Here is a 21556-nt window from a genome sequence, read left to right as displayed (position 1 = left end):
TATTTATGATAAATAATTGGTATTAAGGTGATTTAAACCGCTGTTTGTAATAAAAAAACAGACAAGCTAAGAACTAGCTTGTCTGTTTCTTTAAAGATATCTTATCTCTTGGAATGTACTTCAATCCGATTCATAGCTTTCTTTAGAGAAAGTTCAGCACGCTTAAAATCGATATCTGCTTGGTTGCTTTTTACAGCAACTATACGACGTTCTGCACGTTCTTTAGCAGCAACTGCACGTTCAATATCAATATCAGTCTCAATCTCTGCACTTTCCGCCAAAATAACTACTTTATCTTTACGTACTTCCACAAAACCCCCACTTACTGCAATAGAGGTATATTCATTACCTATTTTAATTCTAACCGGAGCTACCTGTAGAGGAGTTATGAATGGGATGTGTCCAGGTAATATACCTAGATCGCCTTCAATTCCACGTACGCTTACGCCATTAACCTCACTAGAGTAAGCTGAACGATCCGGCGTTACGATTTCTAATAAAAAAGTGTTCATATCTATTCCCCTCCTTAAAAGCTATTCTGTGAATAGCTACTTCGAAAGCATATCCTTAGCTATTCAAAAGCATTAGAATAACATAGACAGTTTAAAGTGTCTTCGCCTTCTCAACAGCTTCTTCAATAGCTCCAACAAATAGGAATGCCGCTTCTGGAAGATTGTCATGCTTACCGTCCAAAATCTCTCTGAAACTGCGGATTGTATCTTTAACTGGAACATATTTACCAGGGAATCCGTTGAACTGTTCAGCCACGTGGAATGGTTGAGACAAGAAACGTTGGATTCTGCGCGCACGACCAACTACTAATCTATCATCTTCACTCAACTCGTCCATACCGAGAATCGCGATAATATCTTGAAGTTCATTGTAACGAGCCAAGATTTGTTTAACACCTTGAGCAACGTTATAGTGTTCTTCACCAACGATTTCTGGAGCAAGGATACGCGAACTGGAAGCCAATGGATCCACAGCTGGGTAGATACCCATTTCAGAAATTTTACGTTCCAAGTTCGTTGTTGCATCCAAGTGAGCAAACGTAGTAGCTGGAGCCGGATCCGTATAGTCATCGGCAGGTACGTAGATTGCTTGAATGGAAGTAACTGAACCATTTTTAGTGGAAGTAATACGCTCTTGCAATTGACCCATTTCCGTTGCCAATGTTGGTTGGTAACCTACTGCTGATGGCATACGGCCAAGCAATGCGGATACTTCAGAACCAGCTTGAGTGAAACGGAAGATGTTATCAACAAACAATAGTACATCCTTACCTTCTTCATCACGGAAATATTCCGCCATTGTAAGACCTGTAAGTGCTACACGAAGACGTGCGCCTGGAGGCTCGTTCATTTGACCGAACACCATTGCCGTTTTCTTAATAACACCAGAGTCCGTCATTTCATGAAGTAAGTCATTACCTTCACGAGTACGTTCACCAACACCCGCGAACACGGAAATACCACCATGCTCCTGTGCGATATTATGAATCAATTCTTGGATTGCTACCGTTTTACCAACACCAGCACCACCGAAGAGTCCGATTTTACCACCCTTTTGGTATGGAGCTAGAAGATCGATAACTTTAATCCCTGTCTCAAGCATCTCAGCTTGCGTTGACAGTTCATCATAACTAGGTGCATCACGGTGAATCGGTCTTGATTTCTCAGAAACAACTTCACCCGCTTGGTCAATTGGCTCTCCCAATACGTTAAATACACGGCCTAGCGTAGCTGGACCAACTGGAACCGTAATCGCAACTCCTAAATCCACAACTTCCATTCCGCGAACCAATCCATCTGTACTGGACATAGCAATACAACGCACACGATTGTCGCCCAAATGATTCGAAACTTCCAAAGTCAGGTTAATCTCTCTTCCGTTTGGCAAGACAGCCTGAATTTTAATCGCATTGTAGATTTCCGGAAGTTGACCTCTTTGAAATTCGATGTCGACAACCGCACCCATAATGCTGACAACGCGTCCTTTATTCATCTTTTGTTTCCCTCCTACAAGTTTGCTTCAGCCATCGTCTTTAAGTTTATATCTTAAAATACCCTATATGGCCGTGGTACGAAATTTATATAGATAATGAATCTTAGGACTGTGAATCTGCTCCAGCCACAATCTCTGAAATTTCTTGTGTAATTGCCGCTTGACGAGCACGGTTATAGGTCAATTGTAGATCACCGATCATCTTCGTAGCGTTCTTAGTTGCGCTACCCATGGCCGTCATCTTCGACCCCAATTCACTAGCTTTACCATCTAACAGGGCAGTAAAGATGAGTGTCTCTGCATATTTCGGCAAAAGTACTTCCAATACAGCACTTGCGGAAGGTTCATATTCATAAGACGCACTTACAGCAGAACTCTTCTCCGGAGTTATCATTGGCAACAACTGATCCACTTCAGGAATCTGTGTCAAAGCATTCACGAACCGGTTATAGCAAATATGCAATTCATCGATATGACTCAATTCAAAACGTTGAACTGCAGCATAAGCGATGGATTTGATATCTGCAAACGAAGGCGTGTCAGACAAGTCTGTTAGGTCTTCAACCACAGGAAGCTCTCTGCGACGGAAATATTCACGGCCTTTACGACCAATTACGAAGATTTCGTATTCGTCTTTAGACTGATGACGTTCAGCAATGGTAACCATTACCTTTTTCAAAATATTTGTATTATATCCGCCAGCAAGACCACGATCAGAAGTAATAACCAAATAACCTGTTTTCTTCACAGGTCGCTTCTCAAACATCGGATGACTGATGTCCTTCGTAGCAGACGCAATGCTGAACACTACTTCTTTAAGTTTATCCGAGTAAGGTCGGGCTGCAGCAGCCTTCTCTTGTGCCCTTCTAAGCTTGGAAGCAGCTACCATTTCCATTGCTTTAGTGATCTGTTTGGTACTCTGTACACTCTTGATCTGACGTTTAATATCACGTAAACCTTTTGCCATATTTTCACCACCTTCAAGTTTTGACGAAGTCAAAACTAGCATCGTAAGCATTAACTTAGTTTTGACGAAGTCGTACTTACATCGCAAGCATTAACTTGGCTTTGACGAAGTCATACTTACATCGTAAGCGTTAACTGGGTTTTGACGAAGTCATACTTGCATCGTAAGCGTTCGTTCATTTATAAAAAAGTGATACCGAGCCTCACGGCCCGGTTATATGTCTATGCCGATACTGAAAATCCTTTTTTGAAAGTCGCAATAGCTTCCTTCAAAGCAGCTTCGTTGTCAGCAATCAAATCCTTCGTATCCCGAATAGATTGTGGGATTTCAGGATGATTACTTTCTACGAAAGCAACGAATTCTTTCTCGAAACGGCGAATATCTGCTACAGGAATATCATCCAAATGACCCTTAACAGCTGAATACAAGCTAATCACTTGTTGTTCTACCTGCATCGGTTGGTTAACACCTTGTTTAAGAATCTCCATCAATCTTGCACCACGATTTAGACGTGCTAATGTTGATTTATCCAAATCCGATCCAAATTGGGAGAACGCTTGAAGTTCACGATATTGAGCAAGGTCAAGTTTCAAACCACCTGCGACTTTTTTCATCGCTTTGATCTGAGCTGAACCCCCTACACGTGATACAGAAACCCCAACGTTGATAGCCGGACGTTGGCCTGAATAGAACAATTCAGATTCCAAGAAGATCTGACCATCTGTAATCGAGATTACGTTCGTTGGGATATAAGCAGCTACGTCAGATGCTTGTGTCTCAATAAACGGTATCGCCGTTAAGGAACCTCCACCCATTGCATCGCTTAATTTAGCTGCACGTTCCAGCAAACGGGAGTGAAGATAGAATACATCCCCTGGATAAGCTTCGCGACCTGGCGGACGACGAAGTAGCAAGGAAAGTTCACGATAAGCAGAAGCTTGTTTCGTTAAGTCATCATAAATAATGAGCGCATGCTCACCTTTATACATGAAGTACTCACCCATTGCACAACCTGCATATGGTGCAATATAAAGCAACGGTGATGGATCAGAAGCCGCTGCAGTAACAATGATTGTATATTCCAATGCGCCATGGCGACGAAGTGTTTCTACAACTTGTGCTACGGTAGATTGTTTCTGACCGATAGCAACATAGATACATTTCACACCATTACCCTTTTGGTTAATAATCGTGTCAATTGCAATCGAAGTTTTACCTGTCTGACGGTCACCAATCATCAACTGGCGTTGTCCACGACCGATTGGTACCATCGCATCAATCGCTTTGATCCCTGTTTGCATTGGCTCATGTACTGATTTACGATCAATAACGCCTGGAGCACCACTCTCTACCGGACGGAATTCTGTAGCAGCAATTGGACCCTTACCATCTACTGGTTCTCCAAGAGCATTAACGACACGTCCGAGCAAGGCTTCACCAACGGGAACCTGCATAATCTGACCTGTACGTTTAACTTGGTCACCTTCTTTAATCTCGGTATAACGACCTAGAATAACAACACCTACGTTGCTTTCTTCTAAGTTGAGTACCAATCCGACAACACCATTGGAGAATTCCAATAGTTCCCCGGACATCGCGTTCTCAATTCCGTGCACGCGTGCAATACCATCACTTACTTGAATGACAGTACCTACTTCAGCGACTTCAATGTCAGATTTATATTGTTCAATTTGACTTTTAATAAGTGTACTGATTTCTTCAGGTTTGATACTCAATATTTTCACCCCTATCTACTGTGCTTGTCATTAAAAGATTTTTCAAGACGCGCAAGCTTACCGGATATACTACCGTCGTACAGCGTATCACCGATCACAACCTTTAATCCTCCAAGTAAGCTCTTATCGATAACGTTATTTACACGAATCGTTTTGTGCGTAACTTGGCCAAATTCAGCCGCTACTGCTTCTTTCGCTGCTTCATCTAACGCATATGTTGAGTAAACAACAGCATCCGCCATCCCTAGGCTTTCACCTCTGAACTTGATGTAGCTTTCTAGAAGATCAGGCAATATATCAGTTCTACGCCGTTTCACAAGTAGATCCACGGTATTGATCACAGACTGTGACAGCTTGCCCTGAAGAGCTCCATTGAGCGCATTCAATTTATTGGAATCAGAAATGTTTGGTGTAGTTAAGAAAAATTCAATCTCTTTATTCGACTGAACCGCTTCTACAACTGCCTTCAAATCCTGTTCAACTTCAAGCGTTGCCTGCTCCTGTGAGGCCACTTCAAACAGTGCTTTAGCATACCGTTTAGCGACTACCGTATCGCGACTCATGATTTGCCCCCTACCTCTTTGAGGTATTGGTCAACAAGTTGCTCTTGCGTATTATCCATATTGACTTCTTTCTCAAGCAATTTGGATGCGATTTTTACAGAAACCGTACCAATTTCGCTACGCAATGCTTCGACAGCCTTGTTCTTTTCGCTTTCAATATCGCGTACAGCCTCAGACTTGAGACGTACCACAGCATTGCTAGCTTCTTCAAGAATCTGTTCAGCTTGCTTACTACTTGTCTGTTTAGAGCGCTCTACGATTTCATAAGCTTCTTTACGAGCTTCATTCAACGCAGCCTTCTGATCTTCAACATATTGAGTTGCTTGTTCCTGTGTTTTCTTAGCATCTTCTAATTGTTTTAGAACGAGTAAACGGCGTTGCTCCATAATGCTAAATAACTTGTCAAAAGCATATCTACTAAGCGCCCAATAAAGAACTAGAAATGAGACAATAGATATGATTATAGTTTCCAAATGAAGATCCAATGAAGTCACTCCTTTCTGTTAGCACGAAGTGCGAATTACCAAGCATAAACGCGTTCTGCGTTTACTTATAAAACGTCAGTAAATATTAAATAAGTTTATATCTACTGGTAATTTGAACAAAACGAAGGCGTGGATGGCATCGGCCATCCCCGCCAATCAATATTATTTACGTGAACATGATCAAGAAAGCGATAACTGTAGCTGCCAAAGGAATAACTTCGACGATACCAACACCGATAAACATCGTTGTTTGTAGAGCGTTACGAGCCTCTGGTTGACGAGCGATAGATTCAACTGTCTTACTTACGATCATACCGTTACCAAGACCTGCACCAAGTGCCCCTAAACCTACTGCGATAGCTGCTGCTAAAAATTCCATTATAAAATATCCTCCTCTGAATCTTCTTATTATTTTGTGTAATATAATATCTTCTGCGTAAAGAATTCAATATATATTGAATCTGTTCGCTGAAGTTAATTAATGTTCTTCATGAATCGTTGTTTGAGCGATGTATACCATACTCAGAATTACAAATATGAAGGCTTGTAATGCACCTACAAATATACTGAACCCTTGCCAAACCGCGAGAAACGGAATCCCTATAATACCTAACTTCAGGATAACGGTAATCAATACTTCCCCAGCGAATATGTTAGCGAATAACCGGATTGCAAGCGCAATTGGCTTAGCTAAGTTCTCAATAATATTCAATGGAAGGAAAATTGGAAACGGTTCGATATAGTGTTTCAAATAATGTTTGCGGTTGTTCTTTAGCCCAAGATAGTTCATTAAGATAAAGATAACGATTGCAAGACCAGCAGTCATGTTAATGTCTGCAGTTGGTGATTTCCACCAAAGAATCTCAGCATGTTCGCCAGCACCTAAATTTCTTGTGGCTTCAATAACGTAACCAAAGATTTCAGTAGGACCGTGTGCTTCGGTAATGATAGAAAACGGTAGTCCCAACAAGTTAGAAACAAAAATGAACAGAATAAGCGTAAGCCCTAATGAAACATACTGCTTACCCTTCTTCAAGTCCATCGCGCTTCCAATTAGACCTTGAACAAATTCCACAACCCATTCCATGAAATTCTGTAGCTTGGAAGGGTTTTCTACTGATAGATTACTAACGCAGACCCTAACGAACACGAATACAACAATCATACTCACCAACAGCATAAAAATAGCGGATAGATCGAGACTCAGCCCACCCACATGGATAATCGGATGTTCATGCATTGAAATGTATTTCCTCCTTTCGCTTAATATATTAAATCTCTTTTTTCACACTCAAATATATACCTACAGGAATGGTCAAAAGCTGTGGTAGGAAGAGTCCAGCAATGGTTAGTTCAAGTGAAAAATGTTCGATTTTCACTGAGAACATCACAACTAGAATAGCGAAACTAATTCGGCTTATAAAGCCTAAGCTAAATGCTCTCGACTCTTGGGTCGCAACGGCACGTGCCACTTTCCGGGTTTTAGACCCTAGATGGCGAACACTTACCAGACCTCCTACCAATCCTAAGACCATACCCAGCGTATAAATTCTGGTTTCCGGATGAAGGGCCCACCCCAACAACAATCCTGCCATAATGACCAATGACAGTCTGGTGACACCCTTCACAATGGAAGCTATATCATCCATCTTGTTCCCCCATCATTTTTTTGATCAACATGACAATATGAAAGGAACCTAACAAAAGCCCTGAAATCGTACCAATGGCGATCCAATATCTTGGTCCTTCCACCATACCTACCAACCATCTCGCTGTAAAAAAACCAATGAGAATATAGGTAGCTAGGATGCCTCCAGCTCCTCCAATATAAAGAGCCATAAACCAAGGATTATCATTACGTTGTGGGTTGTCCATAGCATTAATCCCAACTTATTTTACTGAATGACTGAAGAGTTTGTCAATCAAACGTTTTCATTGCATTAAAGCGTGAAAATGCGATGAAATACATGTCGCATATCCAGCAAACCTTATGAAAACCGTACAGTATAACTGTACACTATTCTATTGATTAAAATATAACACGAACTCATTTTTTTGTGAACATTCTGTGAAACTCTTCAGGACGTTCTTTTTCTAATCCAAAATTATGTAGAATCGCATTGACAATTCTTTCTGACGCTCTACCATCACCGTATGGATTGGCAGCCTTACTCATAGAATCATACACCGCAGAATCAGTTAATAAACGCTTAGTCCATTCATATACCTTCTCTTCATCCGTGCCTATCAATTCTAGTGTTCCTGCTTCGATTCCCTCAGGACGCTCTGTCGTATCCCGAAGCACAAGTACAGGTATACCATAGGACGGTGCTTCTTCCTGCAGCCCCCCAGAATCAGTCAAAATCAATTGAGTATGAGGATAAAAATTATGCAAATCAACGACATCCAACGGTTCTATGAGTTTAATTCGAGGATGATTCCCTAGAATCTCATGCGCTGGGTCCTTCACAGCTGGACTTGGATGAACCGGATATACAATGGCTACATCCTCGAATTCATCAGCAATTCGTTTAACCGCATTGAAGATATTACGATGTGGTTCACCCTGAGATTCTCTACGATGCGCCGTCATCAATATGAGTCTCTTGCCTGATGCCCAGTCCAATACAGGATGCTGATAATCAGGTTGTACAGTATATTGAAACACATCTGTAACGGTATTGCCTGTGATATAAATGCTTGCCTTTGATTTGTTTTCAGTAAGCAAATTATTTGCAGACAAATCTGTAGGAGAAAAATGTAAGTCCGCAATAACTCCTGTTAACTGACGATTCATCTCTTCAGGGAACGGAGATTGCTTATTCCAAGTTCTTAATCCTGCTTCTACATGACCCACCTTAATCTGTTGCATAAACGCTGCATAACTAGCAAGAAAGGTCGTTAGTGTATCTCCGTGAACAAGTACAATATCAGGCTTAGCTTCGCGGAGAACAGGCTCAAGTCCTGCCAATACACGAATTGATATTTCATTTAACGTCTGACTTTCCTTCATAATATCCAGATCATAGTCAGGGTGAATATTAAATACTTCTAGCACCTGATCTAACATTTGACGATGTTGTGCTGTTACACAAACAACCGATTCAATTCTGTCAGAGTGCTTCTGCAATTCAAGAATGAGTGGAGCCATCTTAATTGCTTCAGGTCGAACTCCGAAGATCGTCATTACTTTTATCTTTGACATAAATTGACTCCCCCTCTTTTTCTTACTTTGTTCCGTATAGACGGTCTCCTGCATCCCCTAATCCAGGGATAATATAACCATGTTCATCTAAACGTTCATCCAATGCCGCTACATAAATATCTACATCAGGATGAGCATCGTGTACGGCCTTAACACCTTCTGGTGCTGCAATGAGATTCATCATCTTAATCTGAGTGCAACCACGCTTCTTCAGTACATCAATAGCAGCGATAGCTGAACCGCCTGTTGCAAGCATCGGATCGATAACAATCAATTCACGTTCCGTAACATCTGTTGGCAACTTCGTATAGTATTCTACAGGTTGAAGAGTGTCAGGATCGCGGAATAGTCCGACGTGACCTACCTTAGCTGCTGGAAGTAACTTGAGTACGCCATCTAACATGCCAAGTCCTGCTCTCAGAATAGGAACAAGTCCTAACATACGCCCAGAAATAACGCGACTTTCTGTTGTAGCCACTGGTGTCTGTACTGTAACGGTCTCTAGCGGAATATCTCGTGTAATTTCATATGCCATTAAAGTAGCTACTTCATCAACAAGTTCTCGAAAGTCCTTAGTGTTAGTCTCTACATCACGAATAAAAGTAAGCTTGTGTTGAATCAAAGGGTGATCACAAATCACCAATTTGCCTTGTCCCATGGTAAGTCCCTCCGGTTAATTCATATGTCTTATTGTTGTTATTGACTTTCAAACCTTGTCTATTATAGCATTCTGTGAAAAGAATTTGCACCTACATAGATCGAAGTAACCAATTACCGGCGAGAAGACCTCAGAATATCAATGTTTTTAACACTGATTTAACGTATCATTACGCGCTATTGTTGTACACCATGTTTTCTTGAAATTGGATATTCATACACTACGGTTATAATATACCCACATACGGTTCCCAACTTACTTCATCACTTCAAAACAGATTCTAATAACTACGTTCTACTGACCTCATAGTTTCATCTTATTCTCATAAAATGAAGCATTATGTGTTGACGTTTATGTTCAATAAAATATTGCAAGAAAAAAAGAACTGGAATAAACTATCCAGTTCTTAGAAGTATCCTTTGTACCGCTTAGTATTTCAAATCGGAATATAGCGGGTATTGATCCGTTAATTCAGTTACACGTAAAGCAGCTTGAGCTAGTACCGCTTCGTCATCTGGGTTCTTAAGCGTTAGAGCAATGATCTTCCCAATTTCAACCATAGCCTTCTCATCCATGCCACGTGATGTTGCAGCAGGAGTACCCAGACGGATACCACTCGTTACGAACGGGCTTGTTGGGTCAAACGGAATGGCATTCTTATTTACAGTAATACCGATTGAATCTAGTACCTTCTCTGCCAATTTACCCGTAATATTCACACTACGTGTATCAATTAACATCAAGTGGTTATCCGTACCACCTGAAACGATATTCAATCCTTCACTAATTAGCGTCTCAGCCAGCACTTGAGCATTCTTAACAACGTTCTGCGCATAAATCTTAAATGATGGGTCCAATGCTTCCTTAAGTGCTACAGCTTTAGAAGCGATAACATGCATTAATGGTCCACCCTGTGATCCCGGGAATACTGCCTTGTCAATTGCTTGTGCCCACGGTTGCTTACAGATAATCATTCCTCCGCGAGGACCACGAAGTGTTTTGTGCGTTGTCGTTGTTACAAAGTGTGCGTGTGGCACTGGACTCGGATGAACCCCTCCAGCAACTAATCCCGCGATATGAGCCATGTCTACCATGAATAGCGCACCTACATCATTAGCAATGGACGCAAGAGCTTCAAAGTCAATGGTACGAGGGTATGCACTTGCACCCGCTACAAGTAAACGAGGACGGTGCTTGAATGCTAATTTACGAACTTCATCATAATCAATTAGGAAAGTATCTTCTTGAACACCATAAGGAACAAAGTTATAAAGTAGACCCGAAGCATTAACAGGACTTCCGTGTGTTAAGTGACCACCATGAGCAAGGTTCATACCAAGGACAGTATCCCCAGGTTTAAGAGCTGCAAGATAGACTGCCATATTCGCCTGTGCACCGGAATGCGGCTGCAAGTTAACATGCTCAGCACCAAACAATTCTTTCGCACGATCACGAGCGATGTCTTCTACGATATCGACGTGTTCACAACCGCCATAATATCTTTTACCTGGATATCCTTCTGCATATTTGTTCGTTAGAACGGATCCCATTGCTTCCATAACTGCTTCGCTTACAATATTCTCTGAAGCGATAAGTTCGATATTATTGCGTTGACGTTTAAGCTCTAGGTTCATAGCCTCTAGTACTGCTGGGTCATAATTACGTAATTGTTCCATGATAATGTTCCTCCTAATAGTTTTTAGTAATAAAGTTACTGACCACACACGTGCTTATCAAATATTCGTGTAGGATGACCGCTACGGAAACCCTGTAGGCGAACACTTCGCTTCTACAAGACAATTCCGTCACCTTCGCTACTTCATGCATACCCCATAATTAGGCAAGCAATAGTTACGACTTAGAGCCGTTTCTTTCTTAAAACTTTACTCGTCACTGCATTTTTATAGTTAATCACAAGTATGAGAATTGCCTTGCTGTATGGAAGAGTCATCTTCCAATTGATATTGCGCCCGTTCGCCGCCAATCAGCTTCGGACGTGTATAGGCTGCATTCACGCGTGCCTGTCCTATATACCGAATACTCGGGCGAAAGGGTACTGCTACATGCCGTAGATGCATGCCAATCATGGTCTCACCGATGTCGATTCCAGCGTGTGCTTCCACACTTTCTGCAAGGCAAGGATCCGACATATTCCGATACGCAGCAGAGGCCATTGATCCACCCGCTGTAGGATAGGGAATCGCGGCTACTTCGGTCAAGCGTAGTTCTTCCAAAAGTGTTCGCTCTATCACTAACGACCTGTTCAAATGCTCGCAGCATTGAAACACAACATGGAATCCAAACTCTTCTCGAATCTCTTCGATACCAAGAAGTAATTCGTTCGCTACTTCTAATGCCCCTGCCGTGCCTATACGGCTACCTGCTACTTCACTGGTACTCGTACCTACCACGAGTAATTTCCCAGCACCGAGATGAGCGACCTCAACAATTTCACGTAGTACAGCCGCTACTTGTTGTTTAAGTGAAGTACATGCTGTCATCGAACTTTCTTCCATGCAGAAACCCTCCTTAGACTTGCGTATACCGATCTTCAATTTGCTTGATTTTGTTCACACGGTTGACATGGCGCTCTTCTCCACTGAACTCTGTAACAAGCCATTCTTTGACGATCTCACAAGCTAAGCCAGGCCCAATGACACGTTCTCCAAGTGCGAGTACATTCGTATCATTATGTTCTCTTGTTGCCTTAGCTGAGAATGTATCGTGAACCAGTGCACATCGAATGCCAGGAACCTTATTAGCGGCAATACTCATACCGATACCCGTCCCGCACACTAATATTCCTCTGTCTGCTTCACCCGATATAACCTGTTCACAAACAGGAAGAGCATAATCCGGGTAGTCAACAGCATCCGAGCAATCGCACCCTACATCTACAACGACATGCCCTAATTTCTCAATTACATTCATGATGTCTTGTTTCAAACGAATACCACCGTGATCTGTTCCTAAAGCAATTCTCATCTGTCGAAAAACCTCCTAATTATTCCTCTTTTGTCTTGTACCATTATACCTCAAATGGCCAAAAGACGAAAAAAGAGCAGTCTACGGTATTCCGTAGAATTGCTCTTGTGCCCAGGCGACCGGCCGTATATTCCGATGCTCCATCGTGGTTAATCCCACAGCGTCGCCAGTTACATCGGAACCGATTCTTCTAAGTTCATGATAAAACAAACGCCGATGAAATGCAACGGTCATTTAGTTAGGATTCACTTCTAACTTTACTAAGAACCGATCAATCGCTGTACGTATTTCTGCTGCTGCTAATTCATAATCTTCACGCGATCCACCAAATGGATCTGATATATCAAAACTTGGAATGCGTTGCTGGAGCTCAATCATCCGTTCCCTGTTCTCCATAGGTTTACCCAAAGCTTTGTCCATAGCCCAAGCTGCATATAGGGTATCCATCTCCGCTAGGTCTTGAAGTACCTCTTTGTCATCCTCAGCATATTCTTTCAATGTATAGATTCTCCCCACAACTTCGGGGAAATTCCTAATAACATGTTGTTTATGCGCTTGTGTTAATGTAAGAATCAGATCACTCTCACGTACGATATCCAATCTGAGTGACTGTGAAGTTATCTTGTCATCTATATTATGATCACGTAATACCGCTTCGGTATGTCTAGAGATAGGTGCACCTTGGCTAGCAGCAACACCAGCAGACTGCACCTCAAGTTGCAAACCACGCTCTTTAGCTGATTTCCGGAGAATAGCTTCTGCCATCGGGCTACGACATGTATTCCCTGTACACACAAATAAAATACGCAACACGTTTCTCCACCTCCATATATAAATCTTCTCTATATTGTATCAAATGATAAACATCAGTCCAAATGCTAGTAATACCACACCCCCGAGCGCTTCACCATAGTCTCCAAGATTACGACTCACTTTCCGCCCAAGTAGCAGACCCATTATCGACATTAACCCACCGAAGAACCCGAAGGTTAGAATGGTTAATAACAGATCACTTTTAAACATCCCCAAAGAAACGCCTACTGAAAAGGAATCAATGCTCACACTTAGTGAGAAGAGTATCATCCCCCCCCAAGAACGATGATTGACAGGTTTGGCAAATCCTCCACGAAAAGCATTAAGAATCATATGGCTTCCGAGTAATATTAATAACCCACCGGCGACATAGCTCGTAACTTTCCCCAACAGCAATCCCACGTATTGTCCCGTAAACATTCCTAACAAAGGCATGATGATATGAAATATACCGATCATTACACTAATCCTAAGCACGTGTAGCAATCTAATTCCTTTCATACCAATACCCACACCAAGCGAAAAGGCATCCATCCCTAAAGCTGCCGCCATAATAAAAATTGTAATGAGCTGCCCTAATCCGGCAGAGTTCTCTAGCATGAGTATACCTCCATGTCCGTTTGTACTTTCACTTTTGTACAACCATATGCGGACAAGATGTGAAACATGACTAGGAACAGGGTATTTCCCATAGACTCAACCAAAAAAAGTCATCCAAATATGAACTTACTAGCAAGGGGATCTTATATATACATGCTATTCAATCTCAATGATCCTACCACCTGCCGCCTTCACAAGTCGATTCATAATAGCTTCGCCAAGCCCCTCTTCAGGACAAGCCTCAGATAGCATATAGGCCACACCCATCTCATCAAAAAGTCGCAGAGACGTATATAACTTATGAGCGGCTTCAGCAAGCGTATCTATCGATCCGAGAGAAATAACAATATTTGCAGGATTCAAGCCATAGAATGGCATATGTTCTTCAAAAGCAAGTAAACCCGTCATAGTTCCATCATGTCGAGCCTTGTCTAACAATAATTCAATTTCAGATGCAACAGCTTGCGGTGAAGAGCCTCTTACAATACTAAGCTCTCCCTGTGGTGCATAGTGCGTGTACTTCACTCCAGGAGAACGTGGAGCCTCAGAAGCAACTTTCTTAACTTGTACACTCTCCGTCATTATTTCTGGTGAGATCGCTGACTGTGCTTCTTCATAGGCTCCTCCCACACTAATAACGGTAGCACCCTTCACTTTCCCAAGTTGTTCTATCGTAATACCTCCGGGTCGCAACACTTGTATAACCCCATTTGAGAACACCCGTACTACCGTAGATTCAAGACCTACACCGGCTGGACCACCATCAAGAACCCCATCAATTCGACCATCCAAGTCTTCTTGTACATGTGACGCAAGCGTGGGGCTAGGCCGCCCTGAGCGATTCGCACTAGGAGCAGCAACGGGACAACCTGCCTCTTGAATCAAGGCCAATGCAACCCTATGGTTAGGCATACGTATCCCCACTGTATCCAAGCCTGCGGTAACACGATTCGAGAGCACATTGGGACGTAGAGGAAGTACGATCGTAAGTGGCCCCGGCCAATACATGTCCATTAACGTGAGTGCGATAGGAGGAACTTCTGTGACAAGCGACTCTAATTGCGAACGCTCAGCAATATGAACGATCAACGGGTTATCAGAAGGGCGCCCTTTAGCAGCAAACACCGCTTCTACTGCCGCTGTACTCCGAGCATCCGCCCCTAGACCATATACAGTTTCAGTGGGGAAAGCCACGATTCCACCCTTAAGCAAAAGTGAGGCCGCTTCACTCATAGCTCGTCTAGTAGATATATCTTGTTTATCAGAAAATTCGCCTTCCTCAGATAATGACTGAACATTCCAATAGGCCGTTGTCATTCCTACCTGCTCTGTAGCGTTATCCATTCCCTTATCAAGTCTATGCGTCATTGTTATATCCCAGGCTTTCTATATAAATTTCAGTGTTGTTACTTTACATGTGATATTCATTACATAGCGAAAAAGCGCGACCAACCCGGGGTAATATCCCAACCTCCCGGCTGAAGCACTTTAGCTATCACTTCTTTTCTTATGTTAGCACAAAACCTCATGCAATTAAATTCTGACTTACTAGAACAATCCTGTGACCCAATCCAGAATCCCACTAAGGAGATCCCATAAGAAGAAGCGCACTTCTGGTTCTTGTGTAGACACGCTAGAAACCTGCTTGACTGCCAATTCTTTGGAATCGTTCATTTCAGTTGCTTGCACCTTTACTTCAGGCGTTGTAGCTACTGCATCTCCGCTGCCAGCATCAATAAAACATAGAGGCGGAAATAATACACACCACCAATTCTGACCTTTCCCTTCTCCCAAGGTAACGCGAAGCGCTTCATAATCTCCCGCAGGATATACCGTCCCACCATATAATTTAGTTGGGAAAGGGACTACACTTAGCTCCACAGCATAAGCGTAATTAATACCTCGATTACTCAGCTCTCTTCCCACCAATTGATTCAAGTCTTCCATATGATTACGAATCGTTTCTCTGGCCTGATCTAGATTTTGTGGATCTTCAAGTTCACCGACCCATCCATTCATCTCTGCTACTATCGCATCTCTAATTTCTCTTTTGACAAGTTGGTCCCCCACATTATCTGAATTTGCCAGAATACGCAATCGAATGGATTCCTTCGGAATAGCTCCACCCACAACAGATGCATCTGTCCGCTGTGTATCCCAAGACATCACAAGCATAAACAATAAACTAAATATGATAGCTACTTTCTTTACTACAACTCGCAGTATGTCTGATCTATGTTCGTCCCACTTTATAATATTCCATTTCACATTAATCACTCCACTCTATCGAATCATACTTGTCAGTATGTCCTTTTCTGAGAGAGTCCAAACCTATGAATCTAGTAATATTGTGAAAAACAAAAAAACACTCTGATAAACCTGATAGGTTATCAGAGTGTTTCTGTTCGAATCACCCAAATGTTGCATCGATATTAGTTCTGATTCCCAGCATTAGCATAGTTCGCGGGTTGAACCACGAATTCATCTTCTTCATCTCCACTATGAACTCGCACACTCATCACTATACCAATACTAGCCATATTAATAAGCAATGACGTTCCTCCGAAACTAATGAATGGAAGTGTTATCCCTGTTAAAGGCATAATTCCGATAAACGCACCGATGTTCTCAAAAATTTGATATAACATCATAGCAACGACACCCACAATGAGGTATGGCCCCGCTCGATCCTTACACTCTAATGCAATAAGAATCATGCGATGAATCATTACAAAATAAACCAAGAGCAATACAGATGCCCCGATAAATCCGAATTCCTCAGCAATCTGCACAAAGATAGAGTCAGAATAGGTATACGGTACACGTTCTGATTGAACCGAAGTCCCCTTCATATATCCCTCACCACCCATACCACCAGAACCAATAGCACGCTTCGCATTATCAGTATGATAAAGAGCTTTAGCTGTCGCTTTCTCAGGAACAAGCCAAGGGTCGAGTCTTTCGATCCAGTGATCTTTGCCGATTGATTCCAAAGATGTTTTGATATTGTCATGATAATGGATATACCCCTGAATGCCCCCAATGAGTGCTCCAATCATGATGACCATTGCGATCATAGCGTGAGAAAATTTAATATTACCAATCCAAATTAAACCCAACAAAATAATGACATAACTTCCTGAGTTCCCAAGATCGTTCTGCAGGATTACCAGCACAAATGGAATGAAAGCAATCATACCAACTGGAACAACATCGCGCCAAAAGGACAACTGATTCTTATTCTTCCGAACAAGAACATAACTTAGGAAAAGAATTAAACACAATTTGAAAAGTTCCGCCGGCTGTAACGAAAGTCCACCTACATCCAACCATCCAGATGCACCGTTCTTAGACTTCCCAAAAAAACTCACAACGCCAAGCAACGATAACCCAAATAAATAAATATATAAGGAGTATTTGATTAATATTCGGTAGTCAATCATGACCAATACAAAGAAAGCTACAAAAGATACGATATAGTACTTCAACATCGTCAAGTGATGCCCATCATAAACGGGTCTTCCGTTAGTTACACTATATATAGATAGTATACTAATTGCCATAAGCGCAAATAGCGCTACTACTATAATAAGATCTATTTTTTTTAGCTTTCGAAGCATGTGCCGCCCTCCAGTGATGAGGCTTCCTGCCTCTTGTGCTTCCTTAGAGCACTTAGCTCTATTGTATAGGAATATCACTTCATAATTCAAATAAACTATCTACACCAATAACATGACGATCTATCCCTGCTAAATCAGGCACAATAATGATCTCACTCCAATGTCCCGCTTGACGTAACATATCAGCAACATCCATAGCTTGGCCCATGCCGAGTTCGAAGCCGATAATTCGGGGAGGTGCCTCGAGTAGATCGATCTGTTCAATCATGATGCGATAGGGCCATAGACCATCCTCGCCGCCATCGAGCGCTAAGCGCGGCTCGAAGTCGCGTACTTCGCGCTGTAGACCAGCGATGGTATCCGCTGGTATATAAGGCGGGTTGGACACAAGAATGTCCAACGCCATCCCGGCAAACGGCGCGAGCAGGTTGCCTTCACGAAAGGCAACGGCTGCCCCGTGGCGGGCCGCATTACGCTCGGCTACGCGAAGCGCCTCCGGCGAAATGTCGCTGGCGTATACGCGCAGGCCCGAAGCCTGCGAAGCTAGCGTCACGGCAATAGCCCCGCTACCAGTGCCGATGTCGGCGACCACGAGCGGCTCTGACGCAACTAGCGGTGCGAGCTCATTCGTGCCCGCTGCAGTAGCAACGTCGCGATTAGCAGATGCCACTGTTCGGCCCGGCCATAGCCGTTCAGCCTGCTGCAGAATAGCTTCGACCAGCAGTTCAGTCTCTGGCCGTGGGATTAACACAGACGGCGTTACAGTAAAGAGCAGGCCGTAGAACTCCTGCTCTCCAATGATATACTGCGCAGGTTCACCCGCAGCTTTGCGTGTAACTGCGTCTTCCCAAGCCGTAATAAATTCTTCTGGGAAGAGTTCTGGCAGCGCCATATAATAGGCGGTGCTAGACAAGCCCAGTACATGTTCAAGTAACAGCTGAGCATTCCTTTGCGGCTCCATTACGCCACATTGAGTTAAAAAAGAGGAAGCCTCCGCAAAGGCCCCCCGTATACTTTGCTTTGCTGTCATAACAAAAGCCCCGTTATTCAAAGCATTATTCCCCTTTATCCATCAAATCTGTTTGTTCAGCAATACTTAATGCTGAAATAATATCTTCCATATCACCATTCATGATCTGATCCAACTTGTGTACAGTCAGACCGATACGGTGATCGGTTACGCGGCTCTGTGGAAAGTTATACGTACGAATGCGTTCACTTCGATCGCCTGTACCTACTTTACTTTTACGCTCGCCAGCGTACTTAGCTTCTTCCTCTAGGCGCGTCATATCTGAAATACGCGTACGAAGTACTTTAAGTGCTGAATCTTTATTCTTATTCTGTGATTTACCATCTTGGCACGTTGCCACAATCCCCGTAGGAATGTGCGTTACACGTACAGCAGATTTCGTCGTATTAACGGATTGTCCGCCAGCACCACTAGAACAGAATGTATCCACACGAATATCTTTGTCATGAATTTCAATTTCAAATTCTTCCGCTTCTGGCATAACTGCCACGGTCGAAGTCGACGTATGAATTCGTCCGCCTGATTCTGTGGTTGGAATACGTTGCACACGATGTGCACCACTTTCATATTTCATCTTGCTATAAGCACCGCGACCATTAATGGAGAAGATTACTTCTTTAAACCCACCAAGGTCATTGCTGTTGATGTCCATGATTTCTACTTTCCATCCTTGCGCATCGGCATAACGTGTGTACATACGATAAAGATCAGCGGCAAATAAAGCTGCCTCATCCCCACCAGCAGCACCACGAATTTCAACAATGACGTTCTTATCATCATTAGGGTCCTTAGGCAGAAGAAGGATACGAATCTTACTATCCAACTCTTCATGACGAGATGTCAGTTCATCGATTTCCATCTTAACCATCTCACGCATTTCATCATCAAGCTTCTCAGCTTGCATCAACTTAGCCGCGTTCAACTCTTCTATAACCGTTCTATATTCAGTAAAAGCCTCAAACGCAGGCTGCAAATCTGATTGTTCTTTAGAATACTCCCGTAACTTTGTGTTATCGCTAACAACGTCAGGGTCACAGAGCAGTTCGCTCAGTTTCTCATAGCGGTCCGCCAAGGATTGTAATCTGTCCAACATTGGGGGTCACCTCTCCTATTCAAGATCAAACCAATACAATTTCGACTCTTTATTATATCATATTTTAAAAATATTTAATATAAAGAATCATATTTTCCACGGCTTGTCATTACATTATGGATTATCTTAGTACCTACAGTATGCCAAGCTTTGCTTGATCTACACGTGCATAAGCCTATTTGGATCCTTTTTATAGTTCCATTATAAATATATATTGGGTTATTTATTCTAGCATTCGGGGATAAGAGCAAGGTGGGAGGTATGATAGCATGCCTTTGAAGGAAGCAGTAAACCGTCATACACCAGTAATACTCCACATATTCAGATGGGAATCATTACATAATCCTATGAATTAAAATCACATGAACAAGCCTGCCACATCAGGCAAACTCATTCATGTGCATTGGGGTAAGTCTCTAAACGTTGAAACGGAAATGCATAACGTCTCCGTCTTTCACGAGATATTCTTTACCTTCTAGACGTACCTGACCACGTTCCTTAGCAATACCCATGGATCCAGCAGCAACTAGATCATCGTAGGACACGACTTCAGCACGAATAAATCCTCGTTCGAAATCTGTATGAATAACGCCTGCTGCCTGTGGTGCTTTCATTCCTTTACGAATCGTCCATGCACGAACTTCTTGTACACCTGCTGTAAAGTATGTGTACAAACCAAGTAGACTATATGCTGCTTTGATCAGACGGTTAAGACCAGATTCTTCAAGTCCTAGCTCTTCTAAGAACATTGCTTTGTCTTCGCCTTCAAGTTCTGCAATTTCCGCTTCTACTTTAGCGCTGATCGGCACAACTGCTGAATTCTCAGCTGCTGCGAAATCTCTCACTTGTTGTACAAAAGGATTGCTATCTGCATCTGCAACGCCATCTTCACTCACATTAGCTGCATACAATACAGGCTTAAGTGTAAGCAGATGAAGATCGCGAACAATCGCCTTATCGTCTTCACTTAGTTCCACACTACGTGCTGGCATATCGTTATAAAGGGCTTCCTTCACACGTTCAAGTACTTCAACTTCTTGAACGAATTTCTTGTCACCGTTCTTAATATTCTTACGGGAACGATCAATACGCTTCTCAATACTATCAATATCCGCCAAAATAAGTTCCAGGTTAATCGTCTGGATATCGCTGACAGGATTCACTTTTCCATCAACATGTGTCACGTTCTCATCTTCAAAACATCTAACAACGTGAACAATCGCATCCACTTCACGAATGTGTGCTAGAAACTTGTTACCTAGGCCTTCACCCTTACTCGCACCACGAACAATTCCAGCAATGTCTATAAATTCAAATGCTGTAGGTACGGTCTTATCAGGAACGACCAATTCAGTTAGTTTATCTAAACGCTCATCCGGTACCTCAACAACCCCAACATTTGGATCAATCGTACAGAAAGGATAGTTCGCAGCTTCTGCTCCTGCTTGTGTGATTGCATTAAACAACGTGGACTTACCAACGTTCGGTAATCCGACAATACCTGCTTTTAAAGCCATTTATATGACAACTCCCATTTTAGGTAATTGATCTTGCTATATATAATGAACTACAACCTCTGTTGCTAAATCCATATCCATGATTATCATATGATACACTTGCAAGTTGTTCTCTAGTTCAATGCATATATCATAATACAGACTGATCTTACCCATTATATATTAGAACATATAAGCTAGCAACGATTAGCCGCTGATAAACATTCATTCTAAGGTTCCCTAACCAATTCACAACACGTGAAATGCCATAAGCTACCTACCGTATGACGTACCTACGTTA

General features: G+C 42.5%; 23 protein-coding genes and 1 riboswitch. All 23 genes read right to left on the bottom strand.

The window, feature by feature from the left end; all coding sequences use genetic code 11:
* Positions 1-101: 101 nt before the first annotated feature.
* Positions 102-512 (bottom strand): F0F1 ATP synthase subunit epsilon, encoded by a 411-nt coding sequence (locus PBAT_RS05580; RefSeq protein WP_068647333.1) that lies wholly within the window; start codon positions 510-512, stop codon positions 102-104.
* Positions 513-603: 91 nt separating this feature from the next.
* Entirely contained in the window at positions 604-2004 is a 1401-nt protein-coding gene (gene atpD / locus PBAT_RS05575) for a F0F1 ATP synthase subunit beta (protein ID WP_068584042.1), read from the bottom strand.
* Between the two features lie 103 nt (positions 2005-2107).
* Entirely contained in the window at positions 2108-2971 is an 864-nt protein-coding gene (gene atpG, locus PBAT_RS05570; protein ID WP_068647331.1) for an ATP synthase F1 subunit gamma, read from the bottom strand.
* Positions 2972-3192: 221 nt separating this feature from the next.
* Positions 3193-4707 (bottom strand): F0F1 ATP synthase subunit alpha, encoded by a 1515-nt coding sequence (atpA, locus tag PBAT_RS05565; protein WP_068584036.1) that lies wholly within the window; start codon positions 4705-4707, stop codon positions 3193-3195.
* An 11-nt stretch (positions 4708-4718) separates the two neighbouring features.
* Positions 4719-5270 (bottom strand): F0F1 ATP synthase subunit delta, encoded by a 552-nt coding sequence (locus PBAT_RS05560; protein ID WP_068647328.1) that lies wholly within the window; start codon positions 5268-5270, stop codon positions 4719-4721.
* A complete protein-coding gene (atpF, locus tag PBAT_RS05555; protein ID WP_068647325.1) occupies positions 5267-5755 on the bottom strand; it encodes a F0F1 ATP synthase subunit B in 489 nt (162 codons plus the stop codon). The genes PBAT_RS05560 and atpF overlap by 4 nt, the downstream gene beginning before the upstream one ends.
* Positions 5756-5921: 166 nt before the next feature.
* The gene (gene atpE, locus PBAT_RS05550) at positions 5922-6134 is read right to left on the bottom strand and encodes a F0F1 ATP synthase subunit C (protein ID WP_036699216.1); all 213 of its coding nucleotides are present in this window, start codon (positions 6132-6134) and stop codon (positions 5922-5924) included.
* A 99-nt stretch (positions 6135-6233) separates the two neighbouring features.
* On the bottom strand, positions 6234-6995 hold the full coding sequence (gene atpB / locus PBAT_RS05545) for a F0F1 ATP synthase subunit A (protein WP_068647322.1): 762 nt from the start codon (positions 6993-6995) through the stop codon (positions 6234-6236).
* Between the two features lie 31 nt (positions 6996-7026).
* Positions 7027-7404, bottom strand: a complete 378-nt coding sequence (locus PBAT_RS05540; protein ID WP_068647320.1) for an ATP synthase subunit I — start codon at positions 7402-7404, stop codon at positions 7027-7029.
* On the bottom strand, positions 7397-7630 hold the full coding sequence (locus PBAT_RS05535) for an ATPase F0F1 (RefSeq protein ID WP_068647318.1): 234 nt from the start codon (positions 7628-7630) through the stop codon (positions 7397-7399). Before PBAT_RS05535 ends, PBAT_RS05540 begins: the two co-directional genes overlap by 8 nt.
* A 172-nt stretch (positions 7631-7802) precedes the next feature.
* Positions 7803-8960: a non-hydrolyzing UDP-N-acetylglucosamine 2-epimerase gene (gene wecB, locus PBAT_RS05530; protein ID WP_068647316.1), complete on the bottom strand. Its 1158-nt coding sequence runs from the start codon at positions 8958-8960 to the stop codon at positions 7803-7805.
* A 22-nt stretch (positions 8961-8982) separates the two neighbouring features.
* Positions 8983-9618: a uracil phosphoribosyltransferase gene (gene upp / locus PBAT_RS05525; RefSeq protein ID WP_068647314.1), complete on the bottom strand. Its 636-nt coding sequence runs from the start codon at positions 9616-9618 to the stop codon at positions 8983-8985.
* A gap of 428 nt (positions 9619-10046) precedes the next feature.
* Positions 10047-11297, bottom strand: coding sequence for a serine hydroxymethyltransferase (locus tag PBAT_RS05520; RefSeq protein WP_068647466.1), 1251 nt, complete (start codon positions 11295-11297; stop codon positions 10047-10049).
* Between the two features lie 228 nt (positions 11298-11525).
* Entirely contained in the window at positions 11526-12134 is a 609-nt protein-coding gene (locus tag PBAT_RS05515) for a TIGR01440 family protein (RefSeq protein ID WP_068647312.1), read from the bottom strand.
* Positions 12135-12147: 13 nt separating this feature from the next.
* Positions 12148-12603, bottom strand: coding sequence for a ribose 5-phosphate isomerase B (gene rpiB / locus PBAT_RS05510; RefSeq protein WP_068647310.1), 456 nt, complete (start codon positions 12601-12603; stop codon positions 12148-12150).
* Positions 12604-12705: 102 nt separating this feature from the next.
* A riboswitch (ZMP/ZTP riboswitch) is annotated at positions 12706-12787 on the bottom strand.
* Between the two features lie 50 nt (positions 12788-12837).
* On the bottom strand, positions 12838-13416 hold the full coding sequence (locus PBAT_RS05505) for a low molecular weight protein arginine phosphatase (protein ID WP_084402842.1): 579 nt from the start codon (positions 13414-13416) through the stop codon (positions 12838-12840).
* A gap of 39 nt (positions 13417-13455) precedes the next feature.
* The gene (locus PBAT_RS05500) at positions 13456-14016 is read right to left on the bottom strand and encodes a manganese efflux pump MntP (protein WP_068647308.1); all 561 of its coding nucleotides are present in this window, start codon (positions 14014-14016) and stop codon (positions 13456-13458) included.
* A 156-nt stretch (positions 14017-14172) separates the two neighbouring features.
* Positions 14173-15384 (bottom strand): L-threonylcarbamoyladenylate synthase, encoded by a 1212-nt coding sequence (locus tag PBAT_RS05495; protein ID WP_149466280.1) that lies wholly within the window; start codon positions 15382-15384, stop codon positions 14173-14175.
* 180 nt (positions 15385-15564) lie between these two features.
* On the bottom strand, positions 15565-16239 hold the full coding sequence (spoIIR, locus tag PBAT_RS05490; RefSeq protein ID WP_068647460.1) for a stage II sporulation protein R: 675 nt from the start codon (positions 16237-16239) through the stop codon (positions 15565-15567).
* A 209-nt stretch (positions 16240-16448) separates the two neighbouring features.
* On the bottom strand, positions 16449-17636 hold the full coding sequence (locus tag PBAT_RS05485) for an FtsW/RodA/SpoVE family cell cycle protein (protein ID WP_068647306.1): 1188 nt from the start codon (positions 17634-17636) through the stop codon (positions 16449-16451).
* Between the two features lie 79 nt (positions 17637-17715).
* Positions 17716-18666 carry a peptide chain release factor N(5)-glutamine methyltransferase gene (prmC, locus tag PBAT_RS05480; RefSeq protein WP_068647458.1) on the bottom strand — a complete coding sequence of 317 codons (951 nt, stop codon included), beginning with the start codon at positions 18664-18666 and terminating at the stop codon, positions 17716-17718.
* 25 nt (positions 18667-18691) lie between these two features.
* The gene (gene prfA / locus PBAT_RS05475; RefSeq protein WP_068647304.1) at positions 18692-19759 is read right to left on the bottom strand and encodes a peptide chain release factor 1; all 1068 of its coding nucleotides are present in this window, start codon (positions 19757-19759) and stop codon (positions 18692-18694) included.
* Positions 19760-20175: 416 nt separating this feature from the next.
* The gene (gene ychF / locus PBAT_RS05470; RefSeq protein WP_068647302.1) at positions 20176-21276 is read right to left on the bottom strand and encodes a redox-regulated ATPase YchF; all 1101 of its coding nucleotides are present in this window, start codon (positions 21274-21276) and stop codon (positions 20176-20178) included.
* Positions 21277-21556 lie beyond the last annotated feature (280 nt).

This window comes from Paenibacillus antarcticus, assembly GCF_001637225.1.
Lineage (GTDB): Bacteria > Bacillota > Bacilli > Paenibacillales > Paenibacillaceae > Paenibacillus_AQ > Paenibacillus_AQ antarcticus.
This window is presented reverse-complemented; position numbering and strand designations above follow the sequence as displayed.

Excerpts from the sequence above, each read along its gene's own strand:
- PBAT_RS05500 (WP_068647308.1), bottom strand. The coding sequence starts at position 14,016 with ATGCTAGAGAACTCTGCCGGATTAGGGCAGCTCATTACAATTTTTATT.
- atpD (WP_068584042.1), bottom strand. The coding sequence starts at position 2,004 with ATGAATAAAGGACGCGTTGTCAGCATTATGGGTGCGGTTGTCGACATC.
- PBAT_RS05515 (WP_068647312.1), bottom strand. The coding sequence starts at position 12,134 with ATGGAAGAAAGTTCGATGACAGCATGTACTTCACTTAAACAACAAGTA.
- atpB (WP_068647322.1), bottom strand. The coding sequence starts at position 6,995 with ATGCATGAACATCCGATTATCCATGTGGGTGGGCTGAGTCTCGATCTA.
- atpG (WP_068647331.1), bottom strand. The coding sequence starts at position 2,971 with ATGGCAAAAGGTTTACGTGATATTAAACGTCAGATCAAGAGTGTACAG.
- upp (WP_068647314.1), bottom strand. The coding sequence starts at position 9,618 with ATGGGACAAGGCAAATTGGTGATTTGTGATCACCCTTTGATTCAACAC.
- rpiB (WP_068647310.1), bottom strand. The coding sequence starts at position 12,603 with ATGAGAATTGCTTTAGGAACAGATCACGGTGGTATTCGTTTGAAACAA.
- ychF (WP_068647302.1), bottom strand. The coding sequence starts at position 21,276 with ATGGCTTTAAAAGCAGGTATTGTCGGATTACCGAACGTTGGTAAGTCC.
- PBAT_RS05485 (WP_068647306.1), bottom strand. The coding sequence starts at position 17,636 with ATGCTTCGAAAGCTAAAAAAAATAGATCTTATTATAGTAGTAGCGCTA.
- PBAT_RS05535 (WP_068647318.1), bottom strand. The coding sequence starts at position 7,630 with ATGGACAACCCACAACGTAATGATAATCCTTGGTTTATGGCTCTTTAT.
- prmC (WP_068647458.1), bottom strand. The coding sequence starts at position 18,666 with ATGACAGCAAAGCAAAGTATACGGGGGGCCTTTGCGGAGGCTTCCTCT.
- atpE (WP_036699216.1), bottom strand. The coding sequence starts at position 6,134 with ATGGAATTTTTAGCAGCAGCTATCGCAGTAGGTTTAGGGGCACTTGGT.
- wecB (WP_068647316.1), bottom strand. The coding sequence starts at position 8,960 with ATGTCAAAGATAAAAGTAATGACGATCTTCGGAGTTCGACCTGAAGCA.
- prfA (WP_068647304.1), bottom strand. The coding sequence starts at position 19,759 with ATGTTGGACAGATTACAATCCTTGGCGGACCGCTATGAGAAACTGAGC.
- PBAT_RS05495 (WP_149466280.1), bottom strand. The coding sequence starts at position 15,384 with ATGACGCATAGACTTGATAAGGGAATGGATAACGCTACAGAGCAGGTA.
- PBAT_RS05560 (WP_068647328.1), bottom strand. The coding sequence starts at position 5,270 with ATGAGTCGCGATACGGTAGTCGCTAAACGGTATGCTAAAGCACTGTTT.
- PBAT_RS05540 (WP_068647320.1), bottom strand. The coding sequence starts at position 7,404 with ATGGATGATATAGCTTCCATTGTGAAGGGTGTCACCAGACTGTCATTG.
- PBAT_RS05580 (WP_068647333.1), bottom strand. The coding sequence starts at position 512 with ATGAACACTTTTTTATTAGAAATCGTAACGCCGGATCGTTCAGCTTAC.